Annotated in this window: 13 protein-coding genes; 5 read left to right on the forward strand and 8 right to left on the reverse strand. The window is 72.9% G+C overall.

The window, feature by feature from the left end:
- Positions 1-105: 105 nt before the first annotated feature.
- A complete protein-coding gene (locus ABZ806_RS17020) occupies positions 106-1,059 on the forward strand; it encodes an RNA polymerase sigma-70 factor (protein ID WP_500218239.1) in 954 nt (317 codons plus the stop codon).
- Here the strand turns inward: ABZ806_RS17020 and ABZ806_RS17025 are convergent.
- On the reverse strand, positions 1,049-1,942 hold the full coding sequence (locus tag ABZ806_RS17025) for an alpha/beta fold hydrolase (protein ID WP_500218240.1): 894 nt from the start codon (positions 1,940-1,942) through the stop codon (positions 1,049-1,051). The genes ABZ806_RS17020 and ABZ806_RS17025 overlap by 11 nt on opposite strands.
- A gap of 2 nt (positions 1,943-1,944) precedes the next feature.
- Entirely contained in the window at positions 1,945-4,677 is a 2,733-nt protein-coding gene (locus tag ABZ806_RS17030; protein ID WP_500218241.1) for a helix-turn-helix transcriptional regulator, read from the reverse strand.
- A 254-nt stretch (positions 4,678-4,931) separates the two neighbouring features.
- Between ABZ806_RS17030 and ABZ806_RS17035 the strand changes: the two genes are divergently transcribed.
- On the forward strand, positions 4,932-5,741 hold the full coding sequence (locus tag ABZ806_RS17035; RefSeq protein ID WP_500218242.1) for an rRNA adenine N-6-methyltransferase family protein: 810 nt from the start codon (positions 4,932-4,934) through the stop codon (positions 5,739-5,741).
- A 105-nt stretch (positions 5,742-5,846) separates the two neighbouring features.
- Here the strand turns inward: ABZ806_RS17035 and ABZ806_RS17040 are convergent, their stop codons facing one another.
- On the reverse strand, positions 5,847-6,470 hold the full coding sequence (locus ABZ806_RS17040; RefSeq protein WP_500218243.1) for a 2'-5' RNA ligase family protein: 624 nt from the start codon (positions 6,468-6,470) through the stop codon (positions 5,847-5,849).
- On the reverse strand, positions 6,467-7,675 hold the full coding sequence (locus tag ABZ806_RS17045) for a helix-turn-helix domain-containing protein (protein WP_500218244.1): 1,209 nt from the start codon (positions 7,673-7,675) through the stop codon (positions 6,467-6,469). Before ABZ806_RS17045 ends, ABZ806_RS17040 begins: the two co-directional genes overlap by 4 nt.
- A 194-nt stretch (positions 7,676-7,869) precedes the next feature.
- Here ABZ806_RS17045 and ABZ806_RS17050 point away from each other — a divergent pair, with 194 nt between their 5' ends.
- Positions 7,870-8,100 (forward strand): hypothetical protein, encoded by a 231-nt coding sequence (locus ABZ806_RS17050; RefSeq protein ID WP_500218245.1) that lies wholly within the window; start codon positions 7,870-7,872, stop codon positions 8,098-8,100.
- Entirely contained in the window at positions 8,097-8,300 is a 204-nt protein-coding gene (locus tag ABZ806_RS17055; RefSeq protein ID WP_500218246.1) for a hypothetical protein, read from the forward strand. The genes ABZ806_RS17050 and ABZ806_RS17055 overlap by 4 nt, the downstream gene beginning before the upstream one ends.
- Positions 8,301-8,425: 125 nt before the next feature.
- Here the strand turns inward: ABZ806_RS17055 and ABZ806_RS17060 are convergent, their stop codons facing one another.
- On the reverse strand, positions 8,426-9,379 hold the full coding sequence (locus ABZ806_RS17060) for a helix-turn-helix domain-containing protein (protein ID WP_500218247.1): 954 nt from the start codon (positions 9,377-9,379) through the stop codon (positions 8,426-8,428).
- Between the two features lie 153 nt (positions 9,380-9,532).
- On the opposite strand from ABZ806_RS17060, the gene ABZ806_RS17065 reads away from it, so the two are divergent.
- Positions 9,533-10,882, forward strand: a complete 1,350-nt coding sequence (locus ABZ806_RS17065) for a pyridoxal phosphate-dependent decarboxylase family protein (protein ID WP_500218248.1) — start codon at positions 9,533-9,535, stop codon at positions 10,880-10,882.
- A gap of 7 nt (positions 10,883-10,889) precedes the next feature.
- Here the strand turns inward: ABZ806_RS17065 and ABZ806_RS17070 are convergent, their stop codons facing one another.
- From ABZ806_RS17070 to ABZ806_RS17080, 3 genes are read right to left on the reverse strand one after another with little or no spacing between them, the layout of a single operon-like run.
- Positions 10,890-11,057, reverse strand: a complete 168-nt coding sequence (locus ABZ806_RS17070; protein ID WP_500218249.1) for a hypothetical protein — start codon at positions 11,055-11,057, stop codon at positions 10,890-10,892.
- 11 nt (positions 11,058-11,068) lie between these two features.
- Positions 11,069-13,483, reverse strand: a complete 2,415-nt coding sequence (locus ABZ806_RS17075) for an ABC transporter permease (protein ID WP_500218250.1) — start codon at positions 13,481-13,483, stop codon at positions 11,069-11,071.
- Complete coding sequence (locus tag ABZ806_RS17080) at positions 13,480-14,223, reverse strand: ABC transporter ATP-binding protein (RefSeq protein ID WP_500218251.1); 744 nt, start codon at positions 14,221-14,223, stop codon at positions 13,480-13,482. The genes ABZ806_RS17075 and ABZ806_RS17080 overlap by 4 nt, the downstream gene beginning before the upstream one ends.
- Between the last annotated feature and the right edge of the window lie 75 nt (positions 14,224-14,298).

Here is a 14,298-nt window from a genome sequence, read left to right on the forward strand (position 1 = left end):
AGTGCCTCGCTGTGAGGAGGGTTACCTGCCGGCGGATGTCACAAAACGGCGCTGACCGGCGTCTTGTGCGCGTAGGGCTGTTGAGACCGAGCGGGGGAGCCGACCATGAGCGAGCGCAGCCAGGGCAGCGAACGCACCCAGGCAAGCCAGCGCAGCGACCGGGCGCCGGACACCGCCGACGCCGCCACCGAGACCTTCGTCGCGCACCGCAGGCTGCTGTTCACGGTCGCCTACGAGATGCTGGGGTCGGCCGCCGACGCCGAGGACGTCCTGCAGGAGACCTGGTTGCGGTGGGTGGGCGTCGACCTCGCCACCGTCCGGGACCAGCGCGCCTACCTGGTCCGGATCACGACCCGGCAGGCGCTGACCCGGCTGCGCACGCTCGGCCGCCGCAAGGAGACCTACGTCGGCCAGTGGCTACCGGAACCTCTGCTGACCACCCCCGACGTGGCCGAGGACGTCGAACTGGCCGACAACGTCTCCATGGCGATGCTGCTGGTGCTGGAGACGCTCACGCCGACCGAGCGGGTCGTGTTCGTGCTGCGCGACGTGTTCGACTTCCCCTACGGCGAGATCGCCGAGGCCGTCGGGAAGAACCCGGCCGCCGTCCGCCAGATCGCCCACCGGGCCCGCTCGCACGTCGCCGCGCGCCGTCCCCGCGACGTCGTCTCGTCGGCCGAGACCCGCGCCGCGCTCCAGGCGTTCCAGCGGGCGGTCGAGACCGGCGACGTGCAGAGCCTCGTGGACGTCCTCGCGCCGGACGTCGTCCTGCTGTCCGACGCCGGCGGGCTCAAGCGGGCCCTGCCGCGCCCGGTCGTGGGCGCCCGCAAGGTGGCCGGCCTGCTGTCGAAGGGCCTCAAGTGGGTCAGGACCGAAACCGAGCTGTCGTTCGAGCCGGTTCAGGTGAACGGCTGGCCGGGGCTGCTCGTGCGGTTCGACGGGGAGACCGACACCGTCATTGCGGTGCGGGTCGAGAACGGCCTGATCACCGGTCTGTACTTCGTCCGCAACCCCGAGAAGCTGTCCCGCGTGGACCGGCACACCACGCTCAGCCGCTGACCCGGTCGGCCGTGTGCGCGAGGACGGCGGCGGCCAGTTCCTCGTGCACCTCGGGCGGCAGCGTGTGCCCCATGCCCGCGACGGTCATGAGCCGCGCGCCGGGGATCCGCTCGGCGATGATCGCGCCGTGCCCTGGCTTGACCGGCTCGTGGTCGCCCTCGATGACCAGCGTGGGCGCCTTCACCCGGTCCAGCACACCCACCGGCTCGAAGTCCGGGGAGGCCATCGCGGCCAGCCGGTGGTTGGCCGCTGCGGACAGGTCGCGGGCCCGGTCGTAGATCCGCTCCTGCAGCCGGCGGGCCGCGTCCTCGTCGAACGGCAGGCCGGTGCCGTGCAGGACGCGCTGCTCGGCGATCATGCCGTCGATCCGGGCGCGCCGGTCCGCGGGCGGCGGGGCGGCCATCAGCGCCCGGTAGAAGGCCGTGAACTCGGGTGCCGGCTCGGGCAGGCTCCCCTCCGGCTGCGGCTGCCCGGTCAGGGCCCGCCCGAGCACCTCGCCCTCTCCGGCGCCGAGCGGCGAGGAGGCGATGACGGTCAGCGAGCGCACCCGCTCGGGGCGCTCCACCGCGATGAGCTGGCCGAGCAGCCCGCCCGCCGAATGGCCGACGAGGTGCGCGCTGTCCAAGCCGTGCGCGTCCATCACGCGGTAGACGTCGTTCTCGATGTCGTGCCAGGTGTACGGTTCCGCGTCGAAGTCGACGGTGCCGGACATGCCGGTGTCGCGGTGGTCGTAGCGGACCACCCGGCGGCCGCCGGCGGCCAGCCGGCCGACGAACTCGTCCGGCCACAGGACGCCCTGCGACATCGACCCCATGATCAGCAGGATCGGCGCGTCCGTCCCGGCGCCGAACTCCTCGCTCCAGATGCTCACTTCGTTCCGCATGCCTACAGCCTGTCGTCTCCGGCAGCGGGCGCCTTCTGTAGAACTACCAGCCGCGCCAGTTCCGTACGGGAGCCGATCCCCAGCTTCGGATAGATCTTGTACAGGTGGTACTCGACGGTGCGCGGGCTGAGGAAGAGCCGGCCGGCGATCTGCCGGCTCGACAGCCCGTCGGCGACCAGGCCCGCGATGCGCAGCTCCTGCGGGGTCAGCGCGCCGAGCGCGGCGGGCGGCGGGGCCTGCCCGCTCTCGCCGGCCGCCCGCAACTCGTCCTGCGCACGCCGCGCCCACGGCCGCGCGCCCGCACGCTCGAACACCTCCCACGCCGTCCGCAGGTGCGGCCGCGCCTCGCCCGGACGCTGCGCGCGGCGCAGGCGCTCGCCCAGCAGCAGCGCCGTCCTGGCCGCCTCGAACGGGTTGGTGTGCAGCCGCAGCGCCTCGGCGAAGGCGTCGTCGGACGAGGTGGCGAGGCCCCGGCAGCGGGCCAGCAGGGCACGCGACTCGGGCGTCGCGGCGTGCGCCGACCACCGCTCGTAGGCGGCGAGCACCGCCCGCGCGCCCGCCTCGTCGCCCGCTCCGGCGGCGGCCTCGACGCGGTCGGGCGCCGTCCGCCACACGACGGTCGGGTGCCCGGCGCCCGGTCCGGCCGCGGCGATGGCGGTGAAGCGGTCGTGCGCCGCCGGGTAGCGGCCGAGGCACAGGTCGAGCAGCGCCCGCGCGTACGCGGCCACTCCCGCGCGCAGCCCGACCCGGTGCGGGACGGCGATGGCCAGCGCCTCGCGGGCCTGCCGCTCGCAGGTCTCCTCCTCGCCCCGCAGCGCCGCCACGACCGCCAGGTTGGCCAGGTGGGCGGCCACCGTGTTCTCGTACCCGGCCTCCCGTGCCAGGTCCAGGCCCTCCTCGGAAACGGCCTGGCTGGCCGCCAGCCGCCCGGCGATGCGCTCGGCCGTCGCCGTGAACTCCAGCACGACGGGCAGCTGCCCGGCCATCCCCGACACCTTCGCCACCCGGCCCGCCCGGGTGGACATCTCGGTGGCGAGGTCCCATTCGCCGAGGGCACTGGCCGCGGCCGCCGCCCACAGGTATCCGGCCGCGTCCTCCAGCTCACCGGCCCGTGCCAGCGCACGCCGCAGCAGGCCGGGGCCCGCGGCGTCGCCGTCGGCGGTCAGGCCGATCCCGGCCACCGCGTCCCGCAGGAAGCCCTCCGGATGCGCCGCCGCCCGCCGGCCGAGCTCCACGACGGCCGCCGTGTCGCCGACGTAGGAGGCCGCCTCCATCGCGTCGGCCAGCATGTCCAGTCCGTCGCCCGCCGCCAGGATCCGGACGGCCTCGGCGGCGCTGCCCGAGTTCAGCTCGAACCTGCCCCGGAGCCGGGCGATCTCCATGCCGAGGCCCGCGTCCCCGACGGCCCGTTCGCGCGCCTCGGCCAGCAGGGTCTCCGCCTGCCCGGAGCGTCCGCCGAGCCAGGCCGCGACGGCGGCGTCCTTCAGCCGGACGGCGCGGGCGCGCGGTTCGGGGGTCAGTTCGGCGGCCCGCGCGAGGGCCGTGGCGGCGGTCCCGTACCCGCCGCGGTCCTGCGCCCGCTCCGCGGCGGCCGCCAGCGCGGCGGCGGCACCCTCGTCCTGGCCGAGGGCCGCCCCGGCGAGGTGCCAGGCACGGCGGTCGCCCTCGGTCACCTCCGCGAGGACGGCGTGGACCCGGCGCACCTCGGCTGGAGCGGCCATCTCATGGACCGCGGACCGGACGAGCGGATGCCGGAACCGCACGCCCGTGCCCGACACGCCGGCCAGCCCGGCCTCCTCAAGCTCGGCCAGCGCCGTCCGCCCCCGGGCGCGGTCGCCGGCCCCTTCCGCCTGCCCGGCGAGCGGCAGCCGGTCGGCGGCACGCAGCACATGGTCGAGGTCGGCCTCCACGGCGGCGACCAGCGCGACGACCCGGGTCGGGGAGGACAACGCGGCCACCCGGTCACCGAAGAGCCGGGCACCGCCGGGCAGCGGGTCGGGCAGCGGTTCGCGCCCGGCGAGCTGCGCGGACGTCAGCCGGGCGGCGATCTCGGCCAGCGCGAGCGGGTTCGCACGGGTGAGCGCGGCGAGTTCCCGCGCCACCCGGGCGGGCACCGGTCCGTGCCGGGACTCCAGCAACTCGGCCGCCGCGGACTCGGGCAGGCCCCGCACGTCCACCGTCACCGGCACGCCCTTGACCGGCATGTCGCCGCGCACGGCGAACAGCATCGCGATCCGCTCCGTCCCGAGCCGCCTGGCGGCGAACAGCAGCGCGTCGGCGGACGCCCGGTCGACCCACTGGAAGTCGTCGACCACGCAGATCAGCCCGTCCGGCGCGGCGGCCTCGGCCAGCAGCGACAGCACGCCGGCGCCCAGCAGGAACCGGTCCCCGGCGCTGCCGGCGGCAAGCCCCAGAGCCGCACGCACGGCGTCGCGCTGCGGGTCGGGCAGCGCGCCGAGCAGACCCGCGGCCGGCCACAGCAACTGGTGCAGCGCCGCGAACGCGAGATCGGACTCGGCCTCGACCCCGGTGGCCCCCAACACCCGCACGCCACCACCCCGCCCAGCAGCCGCGTCGAGCAGGGCGGTCTTACCCGCCCCCGCCTCACCCCGCAACACCACCGCGCCACCAAAGCCCTCACGAGCCCGCGCGATCACCTCATCGAGCGCACCAGTCTCCGCAGACCTCCCATAGAGCACGAACACCCACTGTACGAGCCCCGCCCCCGCGTTCACTCCCGCCCCATCTGCCCGGTTTTCGTCCGCTGTCCGTATGCACGGCCAGCGGCCAGCACCTGCCGCATCGTCCCTTACCGCGGTCGGATGTAGCCAGAGAAGGGTTGCTGGACGCAAAGGGGCGACGCGGTGGGTAAGCACAGTCAGCCGCAGAAATGCAGTGGATGCAACGGGTCGGGCAAAGAGGTCAAGAGCGACGACGGCAATCGCCGAGAGATACCATGCACGTTGTGCAATGGCACGGGGAAGGTGTGATGTCGGCGTCTGACGTCCTCGGGCGCGTGCGGCGTGACCTGTTCATACCCGAGACGATCTGGGTTCCGGTCGAAGGGACGGGCTGGTTTCGTCCCCTTCACCGCGAGGACGATCCCGACGGCTGGCGGCAAGAGGTCGAATCGGAACGCTCGGTGATCATCCAGGTGGACGACGGGGCCGCCGAGCGCGGAAAGTGGCCCACGAGTTCGAGCAGCGCCCCGCACATCATGGCGAAGATGCTGGACGCGCTCGAACTGCGTCCCGGCCTGCGGGTACTGGAGATCGGGGGCGGGTCGGGCTACAACGCCGCACTGCTGGCGGAGCTGGTCGGTGCCGAGAACGTCACAACGGTGGAGATCGACGCGTCGCTGGCCGAGCACGCCCGGCGGGCACTGAGCAGGGCCGGGTATCCGGTGACGGTGATCACGGCCGACGGGACGCTGGGCCACCCGCTTGGCGCGCCCTACGACAGGGTCGTGGCCACTGCCGCCGTCCGCGAGGTCCCCTATGCCTGGGTCGAGCAGACCCGTCCGGGCGGAATGATCCTGGCACCCTGGGTGGCATCGTTCCACCCGGACGAGCCACTGGCCGCGCTGGAGGTCAAGCCGGACGGCACGGCCGAGGGACGGTTCGGGTCCCCGGCCTGGTTCATGCCGATCCGCAGCCAGCGCCTCCCCCAGCAGGCGATCCGGGAAACCGAAGAACGCTGGGCCGCCGCCGGCAAACCGAAAGCATCCCGCTACGGCATCACGGTGACCCCAAAAGGCCAGCACATCTGGCTCGACTCACCAGAAAACCCGGTCATCTGACAGCACGCATAGGCCCGCTGCGCCGACTCGTTGTGCTCCCGCACCAGCAACGTCGCACGCTCCTCCCCGCCCACCGGCGCGCGAGGAATCGGTACAGCGCGAGGCTCACCCGTCCAGGCCGGCCACTGCTCGCCGCTCCCAGCGGTAGAGGTGCCCAACTCGCTCTTGCGCGACCAGGTGGACCTGCCTCACATGAAGCGGCCGCGGTCCCGGCCGCGACTCAAGCGCCTTGATGACGGGCGCCGCCGGCCGGTCGGCGTTGCTGTAGGCAACCGAGATGTGCGGCGTCCAGTCCGGTTCGTCACCGAGTTGGTGTGCACGTACAGCGGCGGCGACGCTCTCACGGACCGCGCCCCGGACGGGGTCAAGGCCACGCGACGGACGAATGCCCAGCATTACCGCTTCACTGTGCAGCCACACTTTTCCCAGCTCAACCGCGATAGGTGCCAGCCCGGCGAGCCGCTCGGTCACGCCCGTGGTCATCGCCTTCACTTCGGCATCGGTGATTTCGTCGTCGAACCCGACGATCTGCGTGGTCAGGTGCAGCCATTCGAGCGGGATGACGTCCAGACCGTCCACCCCGGTGAGCTTGTCCTGGCACCGCCGGACGAGGTCATGGACCTCCGCCTGCCCGTCGACCAAGATGTGCCAGACGAGCAACCGGCGACCAGGCCGGACCCCCGGCCGCCACCACCAGTGATCGGACATGCTCTCCGGGAGCGGGCTCATCTGACCTCCGGGATGGGAACGGCCTCGTGCTCCAGCGATCCAGCCTGGAAGGCACGGATCCTCTCGCGCAGTTCGGCGGCACGCACGTCACCTTTGTACCGGCTATGTCCGAGCCGATGACCAATCTCATTCATCCGGCCGGTGATGGTCACGACACGGTACTCGGTAGCTAGGTCGAAGACCTCGGCGAGTTCCGCGGTTGCCTCTTCTGTTTCGCCGGTCATCACACGGGCCAGCGCAGCGCCGATGCGAACCTGAGCCCACGTCCCGTAAACCCATTGGTCGCCATCGGCCCATGCGTCATCCGCTTCGCCGACCGAGCGCAGCATTTCTCCGGGATCTCGGGCACCGAGGCCCACCTGGAGCGAGTAGGCGGCCTGCCTGGCGCGCGTGCAACTCCAGGCGTCAGCACTCTCGTTCGCGGCTGAGCAACTGTCACGCGCGTGCTGCGCGCGCTGCATCGCCTCCTTCGCCCTGGGGATATCGCCGCGGGACTGCAGCGCGGTGGCCTCCGACACCGCGAGGAGTATGCGACCGCGCATCCCGGCCGGGGCCAGCTCGAAGCCCTGCCGAGCGAGGTCCGCAGCGTCCGCATAACGGCCTTCCCAGCGCGCGGTCTTGGACTGCGCACACCGGACCATGGCGCGGGCGGCATCGGAGTCGGCCTCGTGGGCGCACACCCACGCGGCGCACCCATATGCGTCGGCGAGGCGGTAACGGCCGATGTCTCCGGCGAGCAGACTGATCATCGCGAACAATTCTGCGGAAACGCGAAGCAAGGCTCGCGTCTGCGCGATGCGCTGCCGCCCGCCTCGCAGTGTGGCCCAGACCTGCTTTTGGAGAACCCGGGCCTCGCATAGAACGGCGAGCGGAGGTTGCCGAGGGTAGTCGTAGGCCAAACGCCGGATGGCCGTTTCCAGGTGGCCGATCGCGCCGTCACCGACATTGGTCGTTTCCAGCCATGCGGCCAACTCCATGACGCCCTCGGCTGCGGGTGAAGGACGCTCGGGTTTGAGGGCTGCGAGGGTGCCGTTGGCGTTGAGGAGGTCGTCCAGGCGAGCGGCGAGTTCGGGGGACGGACGCTTGCGATCGTTGGCGATCTTTGACAGGTGGCCGTCGTCGCAGGGGACGAGTCCGGCCAGCTTGCGCTGGCTGATCCGGCGCTCGGCCATGAGGGCGCGCAGCTTTTCGCCGAAGGTCGTCATCACCTCACCCGTTTCGCCCCGGGTTGGCCCGTTGCCCTTCACTGCCCGCACCGGGGGCCAGCGGACAGTGCCTTTCACGCTACAGCCAGTTGCGGTCGAGTGGAGGGCGGAAGGTGTCGCAGGACACGAAGACGGCCCCGGCCGGCGGGCGAACGGCGGGAGTTCCGGGGCCTCACCGGAAACGGAGTCCGGCTGTGAGCAAGGTACCGAACTCGACGGCGCTGGGGGTGCTGACGGGGCTGCGCGCCGACTTCCCCGACTGGGTGTTCCACCACGACGGCCTGGACGTCCTCGACCTGGCGTGGGAGGCGAGGCGCAGGCCGTTCCGCCACCCTGACGGCGGCGGGGTCTCGTGGGTGCGCGCTGTGTCGGCCGCTCGGCTCCGGGAGCTGCTGAACGCCACCGCCAAGATCGAGTCGTCGTGATCGCCGGCACGCGAGTGGACCTGGCGTCGGTCGGCGTCTCGCGGGCGATCCCGAAGCACATCGTCTACTGGCACGGCAAGGCCACCGGGAGCTGGTGGGCGATGCTGCCGGGGCGGCGGGGAGCGCGCCTGATCGAAGCAGCGAGCGAGGAGCAACTCGCCGCGATGGTCGACTGGCACCTCCGCGTGGCGTCCTGTTGAGAAGTGCGCGGGCAGGTGGCAACCCCGCGCAGCGGCCGGGCTGACCCCCGTTGACCAAGCCCGGCCATTCCGCCGCGCGGTCCTCGTCCCCCGGCGGGCCGCGCGGCGGGCACCGTTCGCAGGTACTAGTGGGCGTTCGGGGGCGTGGCCGAGAAGGTGCGGCGGTACGTGGTCGGGGGGACGCCGACGGTGCGGGTGAAGTGGTGGCGGAGGTTGGCGGGGCTGCCGAGGCCGGAGCGCGCGGCTATCTGGTCGACCGGGAGGGTCGTGGTCTCCAGCAGTTCGCGGGCGTGGTCGATGCGGATGCCGCGCAGCCAGGTCATCGGGGTCGTGCCGGTTGCGGCGTGGAAGCGGCGGATCAGGGTTCGGGTGGTCACGTTGGCGCGACGGGCCAGGGCGGCGACGGTCAGGGGTTCGTGCAGGTGTTCGCGGGCCCAGTCGAGAAGGGGGCCCAGCGCGTCAGCCTCTTGGACGGTCTGCGTGTCGATGTACTGCGCCTGGCCTCCGGGACGGTGTGCGGGCATGACGAGACGTTTGGCCAGTGCGCTGGCGACGGTGGCGCCGTGGTCGTTGCGGACGACGTGCAGGCACAGGTCGAGCCCGGCGGCAGTGCCCGCACTGGTCAGGACGTCGCCGTCGTCGATGTAGAGGACTGACGCGTCCACGGCGACGTCGGGATAGCGGGTGGCGAGTTGGTCGGCGTGCATCCAGTGGGTCGTCGCGGGGCGTCCGTCCAAGATGCCTGCGGCGGCGAGGACGAAGGCGCCGGTGCAGAGCGAGACGATGCGGGCGCCGTTGGCGTGGGCCGCGCAGACGGCCTCGACCAGGTCGGACGGCTGGTCATCGATGACACTCGCGCAGGCCGGGATCACGACCGTGTCCGCTTCGGCGAGGACGTCGAGGCCGTGGGCCGCGTCCGGGGCGAAACCGGCGGCGGTGCGGGTTCCGGGCGCGGCGCAGAGGCGGAAGTCGTACCACCAGTCGGCGAGGCCGGGGCGCTCGTAGCCGAAGACCTCGCACGGGATCGCCAGTTCGAAGATCGGCACTCCGGAGGTGACGGCGACCGCGAGGGTGTGCATGTCACTAATTTAGCGATGATGGTCATTACTGCCACTTGGCCGTCCGGACGTCGGGACGCAAAGGTCGGTGGCATGGATCATTTCCCTCTTGGACGTACCTCCTTCGACCCCCGTCCAGCAGCGACGGAGCAGTTGTGGCGACGTGTCATCGGAGTGCTTGAAGACGAGCGGCAGCGGATCTCCGAGCGGGACGTCAGCGCACCGGTGGACGTCCGGGCTCTGCGGGACGCGGTCGGCGCGTACGGCTTCGACCGTCCGGCCCGACCCGAGGACGTGATCGAGGACGTCGCCGGGTTGCTGCGCGCGACCACCGTGCACACCACCCATCCGCGCTATTTCGGGCTGTTCAACCCGACGCCGACGCTGATGGGCGTCCTCGGTGAAACGCTCGCCGCCGCGTTCAACCCGCAGCTCGCCGCCTGGTCGCATGCCCCTGCGGCCGTCGAGATGGAGGCGCATCTGCTGCGTTTCCTGGGCGGACGGCTCGGCTACGCAAAAGAAGCCGTCGCCGGGTCGTTCACCAGTGGCGGCGCCGAGGCGAACATGACCGCCGTGCTGCTGGCGCTGACGAAGACCTGGCCGGAGTACGGCGAGAAGGGGCTGCGGGCGCTGGAGGGCCGCCCGGTCATGTACGCGTCGGCGGAGAGCCACCTGGCCTGGCTGAAGATCGCGCACGCCACCGGCCTCGGACGGGACGCCGTCCGCCTCGTCCCCACCGGCCCCGACCTGCGCATGGACACCGGAGCCCTGGCCGATCAGGTCGCCGCCGACCGCGCGAACGGCGACCGCCCGTTTCTCGTCGTCGCGACCGCCGGGACCACGGCCGCCGGAGTCATCGACCCGCTGCACGCGCTCGCCGACCTGTGCCGTGAGCAGGGTCTACGGCTTCACGTCGATGCCGCCTACGGGGGTGCGGCGGCGCTGTCCGACCGGTTGCGGCCCGCGCTGTCCGGCATCGAGCGCGCCGACTCGGTCACCGTGGACGCGCACAAGTGGATGAGCGTCCCGATGGGTGCGGGCGCGTTCCTGTGCACCGACCAAGAGGGCCTTGCGGAGACGTTCCGGGTCACCACGTCCTATATGCCGACCGAGATCCCCGACACCGTTGACCCCTACACGTCCAGCCAGCAGTGGTCGCGCCGGTTCATGGGCCTCAAGCTGTTCCTCAGCCTTGCCGTCGCCGGCCGGGAGGGATACGCCGAGCAACTCGAACGCGACGCCGACCTCGCGGACGCGCTGCGCGACCAGCTCGCCGCCACCGGCTGGGACATCGTCAACGACACCCCGCTGCCGGTCGTCTGCTTCGCCGATCCCGGCACCGCGACCTTTGAGCACCACGACGCGCTCGCCCAGAAGGTCGTCCAGAGCGGGCGTGCGTGGATCAGCCCCGTCGACCTGAGCGGACGCGCCGCCCTGCGCGCCTGCGTCATCAGCCACCGCACCACGGCCGCCGACGTCGAGGAGCTCGTCCGGGCCGTGGGTGAGGCGCGCAAGGCGGTCTGAGCGCGGGTCAGGTGCGGCGGGCCCGGACGAAGTAGTCGATGACGAGGGCGATGGCGGGCAGGCCGGTGAGGACGTTGACGGCGATCGAGAGCCACGTGTCCCCCAGTGCGCTGCTCGTGACGGCGTTGATCGCGATCAGGACGGCGACGGTGGTCCAGCGGGTGCGGTTGCTCATAACGGTGCCTTTCAGGAGGTGCGGCGGGGCAGGACGGCCCGCGCCGGGACGAGGATTGCGGCGCCGCCGGAGACGGCGACGGTGAGCAGGACGGCCGCGCAGGCGGCCGGGGAGATCGCCGGCAGCGGGAGGCCGCTGACGGCCATGGCGAACGCCATGAGGGTCACGGCGGCGATGGCGGCTCCGAGCGCGATGCCGGTGCCGAGCACGATGGCGGCCTCCAGCCGCAGCATCCGCAGGACTTGGCGGCGCGTCGTGCCGACCAGGCGCAGCAGGGTGAACTCGCGGCGCCGCGCGACCGTGGCCAGGGCGAGCGTGGTGATGACGCCGATGAGGATGAACCCGCCGATGGCCGCGACGACGACCTGGTTGAAGAACCCCTGAAGCCGGATCTCCTGGGAGAGGCTCGCCCCGTAGGCGTCGCGGTCGATCGCCTGCACACCCGTGTAGGCGGACGTGACGGCGCTCAGGTCGGCGTCGCCGCGCACGAGGACGTGGTCGTCCAAGCCCGTGGACGTGTGGGCGGCGACGAGGTCGTGCGGCAGCAGGACGTTCCCGAGGCCCAGTCCGCGGTCGTAGACGGCGACGACGCGGGCATCGATCCGGGTGCCGTCGCCGAGCCAGAGCGGCGCGGTCGAGCCGACGTGCAGACCGCCCGCCACGTCGCTGCCGAGCGCGACGGTGGTGCCGCGCAAGTCGCGGAGGCTGCCGGACGTCACGTCGGGATCCAGCGTGGCTTCAGGCGACGCCCCGATGCCGCGCGCGGGCAGCGAGGTGAGGGTTTCCTCACCCATCTCCCTGACCTTCATCACGACGGTGGTGCGGTTGACGGGCGTGGCGGCGGTGACACCGGGCACGCGGCGGGCGGCCTCGGCGACGTCCGGCGGCAGTCCCGGCCCGGCCGACACGATGACCTGGTCGGCGCGGTTCGCGTCCGCCGCCTGCTCGGTCGTCGCGTGGACGAGGGTGGTCTGCGCGAACAGCTGGGTGCCGGCGAACGCGACCGCCAGTGCGACCGGGGTGATGATCGACCCGGCGCGCAGGGCGGCTGCGGCGCTGCCGTGCCGGGCGAGGCGTCCGGTCACCGGGGCGACGGCCTGGGCCGCGCCGCCGAGGACGCGGCTGCCGTAGCGGGCCAGCAGCGGCCCCAGGAACGCGGTCGCGACGATCAGCGACATGACCAGCCCGCCGATCGCGGCGATCGCGGCCGGTCCGGACGACGCGGTGGAGAACCCGAGCGCGTTGAGCCCGATGACGAGGAAGACGACCCCGGTGACGACGCGCCACCGGGGCAGGTCGGCGGACTCGACGGCCGCCTCGCCGAGCGCCTCGACGGGCCGGATCCGGGAGAGCCGGAGGGACGCGACCAGTGCCGTCCCCGCGGCGGCGAGCAGTGTGACGGCGATCGCGGCGAGGGCGGGCAGCGGGCTGAGCGACAGGCCGAACCCGTCCGGCAGGACGTCCTTGCGGACCATCGCGGCGTGCATCCCGGCGCCGAGCAACACCGACAGCACACCGCCGAGCAGCGCGGCGGGCACGCCCGCCTTGAGCGTCTCGCGCACCAGTTGCCCCCGCACCTGCCAGGGCGTCGCGCCGATCGCGCGGAGCATCGCGAACTCGCGCCCGCGCTCTCGCACCGACAGGACGACCAGCCCGCCGACCACCACGAACGCGGCCAGGACGGCGACGCCGCCGAGCGAAGCGCCGATCTCGAGGAGGTCGGGGGCGGCGGCCGCCACGGCCGGGTTCTCGGCGTCGCCGCGCGCCGCGCCCGTGGAGACGGTCAGGCCCGGCGCGGCCTTCCGCACGGCGTCCTCGTCGGCGTCGCCGAGCACGGCCAGCGCATCCGCCCGGCCGGGGTGCCCGTACAGCGCCGCCGCCGTGGACGGGGTGAAGAACGCGGCACCGGGGCCGTCCGCGACGAGGCCGGAAACCCGGTAGGGACGAGGCGTCCCGTCCGTCTGCACCTGGACGGTCGCGCCCACGGCGACACCGGCCGACCGGCTCACGACGACCTCGTCCGCCGCGCCCGGAGCGCGTCCGGCGCTCAGCGCGTAGGGACGGAGGACGGCCGAATCCCAGCCGTGCCCGGTCAGCGTCCGTCCTGAAGACAGCACGACGGGGAACGAAACGTCCGCCACAACGCCCCGCACACCCGGGACGGCGCGAAGGCGCTCCGCCGCACTGATCGGGACCCGGGACGGCTCCGTCAACGGCCGGGTCTGCTCATCGGGGGCGTCGCCGAGCTGCTTCACTTTGGCGACGACCGTCCGCGGCCCCGTGACGACGGCCGGCGCCGCCGCGTACCGCTCCACCGGGGCGTGCGCCCGCCACGCCGACTCCAGCAGCACCCCGCAGGCCCCGATCAGCGCGGCGGCGACCAGCAGCGACGCGAAGATCCCGGCGAACGCGCCCTTGCTCCTCACAGCGTCTCCCAGCGGTCCATGACGGCCGCGGCGGACGGCGCGGCCAGCTCGTCGACGATCCGGCCGCGGCTGAGGAACACGACCGAGTCGGCCCACGCCGCCGCCATCGGGTCGTGCGTGACCAGCACGATCGTCTGGCCGGTCTCGTCGGCGGCCTCGCGCAGCAGCCGCAGCACGTCGCGGGCGGTGCGCGGGTCGAGCGCGCCGGTCGGCTCGTCCGCGAACACGACCTCCGGGCGGGTGACCAGCGCGCGGGCGAGGGCGGCGCGCTGCTGCTGCCCGCCCGACAGCTCGGACGGACGGTGCCGCAGCCGGTCGCCGAGCCCGACCCGCCGCACGACCTCGTCCAGCCAGGCCCGGTCCGGGTCGAGGCCGCCGAGCCGCAGCGGGAGCGTGATGTTCTGCTCGACGTCCATGGACGGGATCAGGTTGAACGCCTGGAACACGAACCCGATGCGCCGCCGGCGCAGCCGCGTCCGCTTCGTCTCGCTGAGCCGGCCGATGTCCTCGCCGCCGATCCGGACGGTGCCCGAGGTCGGCCGGTCGAGCCCGGACGCGCAGTGCAGGAACGTGCTCTTCCCCGATCCGGACGGCCCCATGATCGCGGTGAACCCGCCACGCGGGAACGTCCGGCTGACGCCGTCCAGCGCCCGCACCGAGCCGTAGGTCCGGGTGACCGCGTCCAGCCCGACGGCCTCCGCGGTGGCCGTCGGGGTGGTCTCCGCCAAAGTGGTTCTCACCTGGACGAATCTAGGTTCGGGAGGGTCCCCGGCACATGGGCGCGCTCCGCCGAATCCATGGTGTAGCGGGCTACA

The sequence above is a fragment of the Spirillospora sp. NPDC047418 genome (assembly GCF_040643275.1).
Classification (GTDB): domain Bacteria; phylum Actinomycetota; class Actinomycetes; order Streptosporangiales; family Streptosporangiaceae; genus Spirillospora.